This is a genomic window from Pseudomonas sp. P5_A12 (assembly GCF_056400685.1).
Genome location: NZ_JBFUKU010000228.1, coordinates 1 through 8,765, shown reverse-complemented (window position 1 = coordinate 8,765; position 8,765 = coordinate 1). Strand labels below are relative to the sequence as shown.

The window sequence follows — 8,765 nt, the reverse complement described above, 5'->3', positions numbered from 1 at the left end:
CCCTCAGGTAATTCTACGACCCGATATTGGCCAACCTTTCGTTGGTGCTGTCGCGTCGCGAGGCCTGCTGCAATAAAAAGTCTGAGAGATTCTAATAATGAAAAGAATAGTGGGTCTGTATTTCAAACTGTTGAAACTGTTAATTGTGCTTTGCATGATTTCGATGATCGTGCTGGTTTTCGGAAACGTAGTTCTACGCTACGCCTTCAATTCCGGTATCAGTGTGTCTGAAGAGCTGTCGCGCTGGTTTTTCGTATGGATGATCTTTCTCGGTTCCATTGTGGCACTCAAGGAACGTGCCCACCTTGGCATGGACAGCCTGGTCAAGCGGCTTCCTCCCTTGGGTAAGCGTGTCTGTCTGGTGGTAGGACATATGCTATCGCTGTTTGTCTGTTGGCTGATCTTCAGCGGCAGTTGGCAGCAGGCAGTGATCAACCTGGATGTGGTCGCTCCAGCATCAGGCCTATCCATGGGACTGTTCTATGGTGCAGGTCTGGTATTCGGTGCCAGTGCCGCCGTCATCATCGTTTACGAACTCTATCTGGTGCTCTTCAACAAACACGGTGAAGAAGAATGGGGGAGGGGCGAAGTCGGCGATGTTGGTGAGGCAAGCAAGCAGACTGCGCAACATGGCAATTCCGGGAGCACCCGCCCATGACGCTAGCTATTTTCCTGGGCTCGCTGCTCGGTACCATGGCTTTAGGTATATCGATTGCCTTTGCTTTACTGTTGGTCAGTGTAGCGTTGATGTTCCACCTGGATTTGTTCGACGCACAGATCATCGCGCAGAATTTGCTTAATGGCGCCGATAGTTTCCCTCTGATGGCCGTACCTTTCTTTATGTTAGCCGGCGAAATCATGAATGCTGGTGGCCTGTCCAAGCGTATCGTCAATATTGCCATGGCGCTGGTCGGGCATAAGCGTGGCGGTCTTGGCTATGTAGCGATCATCGCCTCTTGCCTGCTTGCCTCGCTCTCCGGTTCAGCGGTAGCGGATGCTGCAGCGCTGGCGGCATTGATGGTGCCAATGATGGTACTGGCAGGGCATAACCGCGGTCGCTCGGCCGGATTGATCGCTGCCGGTGGCATCATTGCGCCTATCATCCCTCCGAGCATCGGTTTTATTGTCTTCGGCGTCGCGTCCGGAGTCTCGATCTCMAAGCTGTTTCTCGCAGGTATTGTGCCGGGCATTATGCTGGGGGCGGCGCTGGCTATCGCCTGGTGGTTTATCTCCCGTAGCGAGAATGTCGAGACGCCACCCAAGCGTTCGCGTGCCGAAGTGCTGCGTACATTGATCGACGGCAGTTGGGCACTGGGCCTGCCACTGATCATTGTATTCGGTCTCAAATTCGGCATCTTCACGCCTACAGAAGCGGCGGTGGTGGCGGCGGTCTATTCGCTCTTCGTGGCGCTGGTGATCTACCGGGAATTAAAAGTCAGCCAGTTGTTTGAGCTTATTCTGTCATCGGCCAAGACCACCTCTGTGGTGATGCTGCTGGTGGCTGCCGCTATGGTTTCGTCCTGGCTTGTGACTATTGCCGATCTGCCTGGTCAGTTGGCAGCGATCCTTGAACCGTTCATGAGTAATCAGACCCTACTGTTGGTCGTGATTATGTTGCTGGTCATTCTGGTCGGCACAGTCATGGACATGACGCCGACCATCCTCATCCTGACTCCAGTGCTGATGCCCGCGGTTACCCAGGCAGGTATCGACCCGGTCTATTTCGGTGTTCTGTTTCTGATTAATAACGCGATTGGCCTGATCACCCCTCCTGTAGGCACGGTGCTCAACGTGGTATGCGGAGTATCCAAGATAGGGATGGATGAAATCATACGGGGTGTCTGGCCCTTCCTGCTTGCGCAACTTACGGTGCTGTTCCTGCTGGTGCTGTTTCCGCAACTGGTCCTGGGGCCGCTGAAATTTTTCGCAGGGTAATACCGGTGGAAACTGTAGTAATGCGACATCTAACAATAATAAACGGAGAATAAGATGAAGAAATTGATGAAGACCTTGCTTGCCAGCGCATGTGCTACTGGACTACTTCTGGGCAGTGTTGTCAGTCACGCTGATGAAGTTCGCGAGCGCACGCTGCGTTTCGCTTTCCAGAATGTCAAAGAGCACCCGCAAGGCCAGGGCGCACAGAAATTTGCCGATCTGCTCAGCGAGAAGAGCGCAGGAAAACTCAAGGTACGGCTGTTCCCGGGCGGTACCTTGGGGGGAGACGTGCAGACTGTTTCCGCCCTGCAAGGCGGCACGCTGGATATTACCGTGCTCAACTCCGGTATTCTGGCCTCCCAGGCCGCTGATTTTGCGATGCTTGATTTCCCCTTTCTTTTTAACAATGTAAAGGAAGCACACGCGGTGATCGACGGGCCGGTCGGGGAAAAGTTGGCCGCACAGTTGGATAGTAAAGGCCTGGTTGGCTTAGGTTATTGGGATCTGGGTTTTCGCCAGCTGACCAACAACAAACATGCGGTGACCAAGATGGAGGACATGCAGGGTCTGAAGATCCGTGTGATCCAGTCGCCAATCTACTTGGAAACCTTCTCTGCCCTGGGTGCAAACCCAGTGCCGATGGCATTCCCTGAGGTCTATACCGGTCTTGAGCAAAACACCATCGACGGTCAGGAAAATCCCTTTACCGTGATTGAGAGCAATAAGTTTTTTGAAGTACAAAAATATGTATCGGTGACGGGCCATATCTTCAACCCGCAGTCGCTGATTATTAGTCAGAAGACCTGGAATGCTTTGAACAACGAGGAGAAGGCGCTGATTCGTGAAGCGGCTGCCGAAGCGCAGAAGTTCCAACGCGAAGTAACGGCTGCCAGCATGGACAAGGCGCGCGCTGCGATCGAAGGCAAGGTTGCGGTCAATGATATTTCTCCTGAGGAGAAGGACCGTTTCCGCGCACGGGTACAGCCGGTTATAGATAAGTTCTCCAAGAGCCTGAACGCTGACCTGGTGGCAATGATGTACGAAGAAATTGCCAAGGTACGCTCGGCTCAATGATCTGAAGTGTCATGCATATACCGCAAGGGTGTGCTGGCATGCCTGCCGATGTGACGCCCGCTCAGTGACCCGTTCCTGAGCAGGTGTCAAATCAGCGGGTGTTCGTTGGTGCGAATGGTCTTGCCCCTCCAATCTCCGTACAGATTCAGGCGCCAAGGATAATAGCCATAGAAGGCCGTGAGCCCGCAATGACAATGACTTCAGAATGCTCCGAAGCGCCGGGCGAACCCATCGTCGAGCCTCGCAAAAGCCGCAAAAACAATCCGAAAAAGACCCGGGAGAACATTCTTCAAGAGGCAATCGCTGAGTTTGTCCAACAGGGGCTTTCCGGTGCGCGCATCGACGCCATCGCCGAGCGCATCCACACCTCAAAACGCATGATCTATTACTACTTCAGCAGTAAGGAGCAGTTGTACGTTGAAGCGCTGGAAAAACTCTACGGAGGCATCCGCAACACCGAAAACCGTTTGCTCCTGACCGAGCTGGCGCCGGTCGAGGCCATTCGTCGACTGGTGGAATTTACCTTCGATCACCATGACCGCAACGTCGATTTCGTGCGCATTGTCAGCATCGAGAACATTCACAACGCCGAGTACGTAAAACGCTCCGCTGCAATCAAGGCGATGAACAACTCCGTGCTCGACGCACTGGGCGTGATTTTGTCGCGAGGAGCCGAAGAAGGCTTATTCCGCTCCGGTCTTGAGCCGCTGGATGTGCATCTGCTGATCAGTTCGTTCTGCTTCTATCGCGTCTCGAACCGTCATACCTTTGGAGAGATTTTTCAGATCGACTTGCCTGACGAAACTATCAAACAGCGGCATCGGACGATGATTTGCGAGTCGGTGTTGCGTTATTTGCAGGCTTGAAATGCCAAATCTGCCTGCGCTCGATACTGCCGATCGGCAAGAACCCAATTCCCCAGGGCCCAACGCCGTGCGACGGGAAGAAAAATCAGCCAATCTGAAGTCAGCGAGGAGCAGATTGCCGAGGCCATGCGTATGTATTACACCGACACCCACAACCTTGCGGAAGGGGCCGGTGCGGCGGCCTTGGCGGGAAGACGGGTAGGGGTGATTCTATCCGGCGGGAATGTTGATCGATCGGTGTATGCAAAAGTGATTGAGTGAATGATCGCTGCTGATGACTAGGGACATTCGACTGGGCCAATACCCAGTTGAAGGTTAACCAGGGTGATCAGTTCATCCGGATTGATCGGCTTCAGAAGAAAGTCCACGACACTCAAACGCATGGCCTCGATGGCATCTCGAACTCCAGCATCTCCAGATATGATCACAATGGGCAGGTCGGCCCACTCCGAGTCGCGGATGTTTGAAATCAACTCCAGGCCATTGAGCGGTTGCATGCGCAAATCGGTAATGACCAATCCAATTGAACTGTCGATGCTCAACGAATGCATGGCTTCGGGCGCATTTCTAGCCTCAAGGCACAAGATGCCATTGACTTGAAGAATGTCGGCCAGCATCTCGCGAGTGCACGGGTCATCCTCAACGATCAAGACTTTTTGAGCCAATAGCGCGGGCTCCTGCATCGCGGCATTGATCGCCGCGCGCTCGGCAGCAGTCAACAGATCGTTATCGAACATTATTTCTACCCATTTATGAGCCAATGAAGCCCTTTCGCCGTGTTCCGTGAACAGGCTTGGGGGGCAGGTCTGTCTCTTCCAACCTGTGCCCCCAGTAACGCATTGCGTCAAAAAAATTGCTCTGAAATGGCCTGATTAGCAACCCGCAGGACGCTGAAAAACGCTGAAACTGCGATCAACGCGGGCGGCGGTCGCTAGATTCCACTGAACATGCCGATGATCACGGCATTGACCAGGTCAATGAAAAAGCCACACACCAGCGGCACGATCAGGAAGGCCTGGTGGGCGGCCCCGTACTTTTGCGTCACGGTCGTCATGTTGACGATGGCCGTCGCTGTGGAACCGAGGGCAATCCCGCCGAATCCGGAAGCAATCACGCTGGCCTCGTAATCGCGCCCCATAAAGCGGAAGACCACAAAATACGTATAGAGCACCGTCAGCAGGATTTGCAGGGTCAAGGCGCACACAATGAACAGCAACACGCCATTCAGCTGCCATAACTGAAGCCCCATCAGGGCCATGGTCAAAAACATGCCCAGGCAAATATCGGAAATCAGCGACAGCCCCAGGCTCGCGCCGCTCCAGGATTTCAGACGCTGATCACCCACCAATGCAAAAACGATGTGGTGAATGACGATGCCCGCGAACAGGCAGCTGACGAATTTTGGCAGGGTGATGCCGGCATCGACCAACAGCAAGTTGAGTCCATAGCCGAGCATCAGCGTCAGGTTGAGCCACATCCACGCCCACAGTACGTCGTAGTAATTCAATGAATTGTTCGGTTGATCCTCCATAATGCCGACTTCCAGCGCCGCATCCCCGGAAGTCTTCAGTTGATAACGACGTATCAGTCGGTTGGCGATAGGACCGCCGATCACGCAAGCGGCAATCAGGCCGACGGTGTTGCTGGCCATGCCCAGTTCATGGGCGTTACTGATGCCCAGCTTTTCGATGAAAAGCGGTGCCCAGGCCAGGGTGGTGCCGGCCCCGCCCGTAAGGGAAATGGAACCCACCATCAAACCCGCCTTGGGATCGAGTCCAAAGACCTCGGCCACGCCCATGCCCAGCGCGTTTTGCAGGACGATGAACACCCCGGCGAGCATCAGCAGGATCAGCAGCGGGCGTCCGCCCTTGAGCAGTTGGCGCATGTCCGATTTCAAGCCAATGCCGGCAAAGAAATAGAGCAACAGGGTGTCGCGAACTTGCAGATCGAATTCGACCTCGATATTAAGACCGAAGTACAGCAAGGACGTCACCGCCGCACAGATGAAGCCGCCGACAACCGATTCGGGARTACAGTATTGACGGAGTAGGGCGTTTTTTTGAACGAGGGTTTTGCCGAGGAAAAGCAGGAGAATGGCAAGGGTAAAACTCACGAGACCGTGAACCGAGAAGAGCTGGGGCGTCATTCAAGCCTACCTAAAATCTGAAAAAATCATTATCAGGAATTTGCCGTTCACTGTTTGGACCTGTGTCAATGAACGGTGGATGGAGCATAGCAGGAGCGTTAGAACCTTCCTGTTACCTCCCCTGATGCGAGCCTTGCTCGTTCAAATAGCTGCCGAATCACCCGATAAACACCAAATGCTTACGGGTTTAAGAACGGGTCGCTGTCGACGAAAAGTTTAAGTCATTGGCCATTCCTGGCGTGCGCGACCCTCGCTTGAATACCGTCGATGTATTGCGACTTCAGTTCTTTGGTTAACGGCCCGAGGATGGGGTTTGCTTTGAACCGGGCCAACAGATGCTCAATCACTCGATCTACCCTGGCGCAGGCAGCGGTGACACTTGAAGGTAGCAGCGGATCAAACTCAATCCCCTCCATCTCGATATCCAGCCGTTTCAATACGGGTTCAGCGTCCAGGATCTGGTGGCGTATCTCATCAGTTGAGCATCGCATCGTTGACCTCCTTGTAGTGCCGTAAGTACAGGTGCACCCGTCGTTGACTGCTGATTTAGTCAAGCTACACAGGATGTGCGATTGGCTGTCTTAAAAGTGAAACAATAGTGTCGCGCAGAAATGTGACTGAAATATTTCACTCTTATGATTGAGGGATGTTTTTCTCGGATTGCCTTCTCTTGCGCCGTCACCGTGAAGACCAGAGCGCCAAACTTCGCGTCGAGAGCACTTTCTGTACTTTCGATATATCGCCAGTGAAGGCACAATGCGCATCCTTTTTTTGGCTGGCCTTGCCGGAGGCGCCTCGAAATGATCAAAACGCCGTACTACCTTATCGATAAACAAAAGCTGCTGGCGAACATGCAGAAGATCGCCTATGTGCGCGAGCAGTCCGGGGCCAAGGCGCTTCTGGCACTCAAGTGCTTCGCCACCTGGTCGGTGTTCGACCTGATGCAGCAATACATGGACGGCACCACGTCGTCGTCGCTTTACGAGCTCAAGCTCGGTCGACAGAAGTTCGCGGGCGAAACCCACGCCTACAGCGTGGCCTGGGCCGACGACGAGATCGAGGAGATGCTCGAGAACTGCGACAAGATCATCTTCAACTCCATCAGCCAGTTGCAGCGCTACACTGAGGCTTCAGCAGGCAAGGTGCGCGGTCTGCGGGTCAATCCGCAGGTGAGCAGCTCGGATTACTTGCTGGCCGACCCGGCGCGGCCGTTCAGCCGTCTGGGCGAGTGGGACCCGGTGAAAATCGAGCAGGTCATCGAGCAGATCTCCGGTTTCATGTTCCACAACAACTGCGAGAACGGCGAATTCGATCTGTTCGACCAGATGCTGTGCACCATCGAAGAGCGATTCGGTCATCTGCTGCACAAGGTCGAGTGGGTCAGCCTCGGTGGCGGCATCCATTTCACCGGTGACGACTACAAGCTGGACGCGTTTTGCGCTCGCCTGAAGGCCTTCTCGCAAAAATACGGCGTGCAGGTCTACCTTGAACCGGGCGAAGCGGCCATCACTCAGAGTGCGTCCCTGGAAGTCACCGTGCTCGACACCCTCTACAACGGCAAGCACCTGGCGGTCGTGGACAGCTCCATCGAAGCCCACATGCTCGATCTGCTGATCTATCGCCTGAATGCCAAGCTGGCGCCGAGCGAGGGCGAACACACTTACATGGTGTGCGGCAAATCCTGCCTGGCCGGAGATATTTTCGGTGAATATCAATTCGATCGTCCGCTGGCCATCGGGGATCGGCTGTCGTTCATCGACGCAGCGGGTTACACCATGGTCAAGAAGAACTGGTTCAACGGCCTGAAAATGCCGTCCATCGTAGTGAAACAACTCGACGGTAGTGTCGAGGTGGTTCGTGAGTTTGGTTACAACGACTACATGTCCAGCCTTTCGTAAGCTGGCTGAGAAGGAGAGATAGATAAATTGAAGAAGAACGTACTTATCATTGGCGCAGGAGGTGTCGCCAAGGTGGTGGCCCACAAGTGCGCGCAGCACAACGATGAACTCGGTCGTATTGCTATCGCGTCGCGCAACATCTCCAAATGCCAGGCCATCATCGATAGCGTCAAGGCCAAGGGCAGCCTCAAACAGCCCGCTGAAATCAAGGCGTTCTCGCTGAACGCAATGGACATTGAAGCGACCAAGGCGCTGATCCGCGAAACCGAATCGCAGATCGTCATCAACGTCGGTTCCGCGTTCCTCAACATGTCGGTGCTGCGTGCCTGCATCGATACCGGCGTGGCCTACCTGGACACCGCCATTCACGAAGAACCGGGCAAAATCTGCGAGACGCCGCCCTGGTATGGCAACTACGAGTGGAACCACCTCGAAGAGTGCAAAGAGAAGAACATCACCGCCATTCTCGGTGTGGGTTTCGACCCGGGTGTGGTCAATGCCTATGCAGCACTGGCGCAACAACAGTATTTCGACCGCATTGACTCGATCGACATTCTCGACGTCAACGCCGGTTCCCATGGCAAGTATTTCGCCACCAATTTCGACCCGGAAATCAATTTCCGCGAGTTCACCGGACAGGTGTGGAGCTGGCAGAACAGCCAGTGGACCAGCAACACCATGTTCGAAGTCAAACGCACTGACGACTTGCCGGTCGTCGGGGCGCAGAACCTGTACCTGACCGGCCACGATGAAGTGCACTCGCTGTCGAAAAACCTCGGCGTGCCCAACGTGCGTTTCTGGATGAGCTTCGGCGAGCACTACATCAATGTGTTCACTGTACTCAGG

Annotated in this window: 9 protein-coding genes and 1 pseudogene; 7 read left to right on the top strand and 3 right to left on the bottom strand. The window is 54.4% G+C overall.

What is annotated here, in order from left to right:
- Positions 1-97 precede the first annotated feature (97 nt).
- The 5 genes and pseudogenes from AC1DSG_RS23330 to AC1DSG_RS23310 all read left to right on the top strand — a co-directional run.
- The gene (locus tag AC1DSG_RS23330; protein WP_477793000.1) at positions 98-658 is read left to right on the top strand and encodes a TRAP transporter small permease; all 561 of its coding nucleotides are present in this window, start codon (positions 98-100) and stop codon (positions 656-658) included.
- Positions 655-1,935, top strand: coding sequence for a TRAP transporter large permease subunit (locus AC1DSG_RS23325; RefSeq protein ID WP_477792999.1), 1,281 nt, complete (start codon positions 655-657; stop codon positions 1,933-1,935). The genes AC1DSG_RS23330 and AC1DSG_RS23325 overlap by 4 nt, the downstream gene beginning before the upstream one ends.
- A 54-nt stretch (positions 1,936-1,989) precedes the next feature.
- Complete coding sequence (locus tag AC1DSG_RS23320; protein WP_477792998.1) at positions 1,990-3,009, top strand: TRAP transporter substrate-binding protein; 1,020 nt, start codon at positions 1,990-1,992, stop codon at positions 3,007-3,009.
- A gap of 188 nt (positions 3,010-3,197) precedes the next feature.
- Positions 3,198-3,875: a TetR/AcrR family transcriptional regulator gene (locus AC1DSG_RS23315; protein ID WP_477792997.1), complete on the top strand. Its 678-nt coding sequence runs from the start codon at positions 3,198-3,200 to the stop codon at positions 3,873-3,875.
- Positions 3,876-3,974: 99 nt separating this feature from the next.
- Positions 3,975-4,136: pseudogene (locus tag AC1DSG_RS23310) on the top strand (threonine dehydratase); the annotation flags it as partial.
- Between the two features lie 17 nt (positions 4,137-4,153).
- Here the strand turns inward: AC1DSG_RS23310 and AC1DSG_RS23305 are convergent.
- The 3 genes from AC1DSG_RS23305 to AC1DSG_RS23295 form a co-directional block, all read right to left on the bottom strand.
- Positions 4,154-4,612 (bottom strand): response regulator, encoded by a 459-nt coding sequence (locus AC1DSG_RS23305; RefSeq protein WP_477792996.1) that lies wholly within the window; start codon positions 4,610-4,612, stop codon positions 4,154-4,156.
- A gap of 194 nt (positions 4,613-4,806) precedes the next feature.
- Positions 4,807-6,021, bottom strand: coding sequence for a sodium/glutamate symporter (gene gltS / locus AC1DSG_RS23300; protein WP_477792995.1), 1,215 nt, complete (start codon positions 6,019-6,021; stop codon positions 4,807-4,809).
- 221 nt (positions 6,022-6,242) lie between these two features.
- A complete protein-coding gene (locus tag AC1DSG_RS23295) occupies positions 6,243-6,512 on the bottom strand; it encodes a hypothetical protein (protein ID WP_477792994.1) in 270 nt (89 codons plus the stop codon).
- Between the two features lie 309 nt (positions 6,513-6,821).
- On the opposite strand from AC1DSG_RS23295, the gene nspC reads away from it, so the two are divergent.
- Both nspC and AC1DSG_RS23285 read left to right on the top strand, forming a co-directional pair.
- Positions 6,822-7,919: a carboxynorspermidine decarboxylase gene (gene nspC / locus AC1DSG_RS23290; RefSeq protein WP_477792993.1), complete on the top strand. Its 1,098-nt coding sequence runs from the start codon at positions 6,822-6,824 to the stop codon at positions 7,917-7,919.
- A 27-nt stretch (positions 7,920-7,946) separates the two neighbouring features.
- On the top strand, positions 7,947-8,765 hold an 819-nt coding region (locus AC1DSG_RS23285; RefSeq protein ID WP_477792992.1), incomplete at its 3' end, for a saccharopine dehydrogenase family protein.

Bases quoted from the DNA above. Each gene is read 5' to 3' on its own strand.
- nspC (WP_477792993.1), top strand. From the start codon at position 6,822: ATGATCAAAACGCCGTACTACCTTATCGATAAACAAAAGCTGCTGGCG.
- AC1DSG_RS23305 (WP_477792996.1), bottom strand. From the start codon at position 4,612: ATGTTCGATAACGATCTGTTGACTGCTGCCGAGCGCGCGGCGATCAAT.
- AC1DSG_RS23315 (WP_477792997.1), top strand. From the start codon at position 3,198: ATGACAATGACTTCAGAATGCTCCGAAGCGCCGGGCGAACCCATCGTC.
- AC1DSG_RS23320 (WP_477792998.1), top strand. From the start codon at position 1,990: ATGAAGAAATTGATGAAGACCTTGCTTGCCAGCGCATGTGCTACTGGA.
- AC1DSG_RS23295 (WP_477792994.1), bottom strand. From the start codon at position 6,512: ATGCGATGCTCAACTGATGAGATACGCCACCAGATCCTGGACGCTGAA.
- AC1DSG_RS23330 (WP_477793000.1), top strand. From the start codon at position 98: ATGAAAAGAATAGTGGGTCTGTATTTCAAACTGTTGAAACTGTTAATT.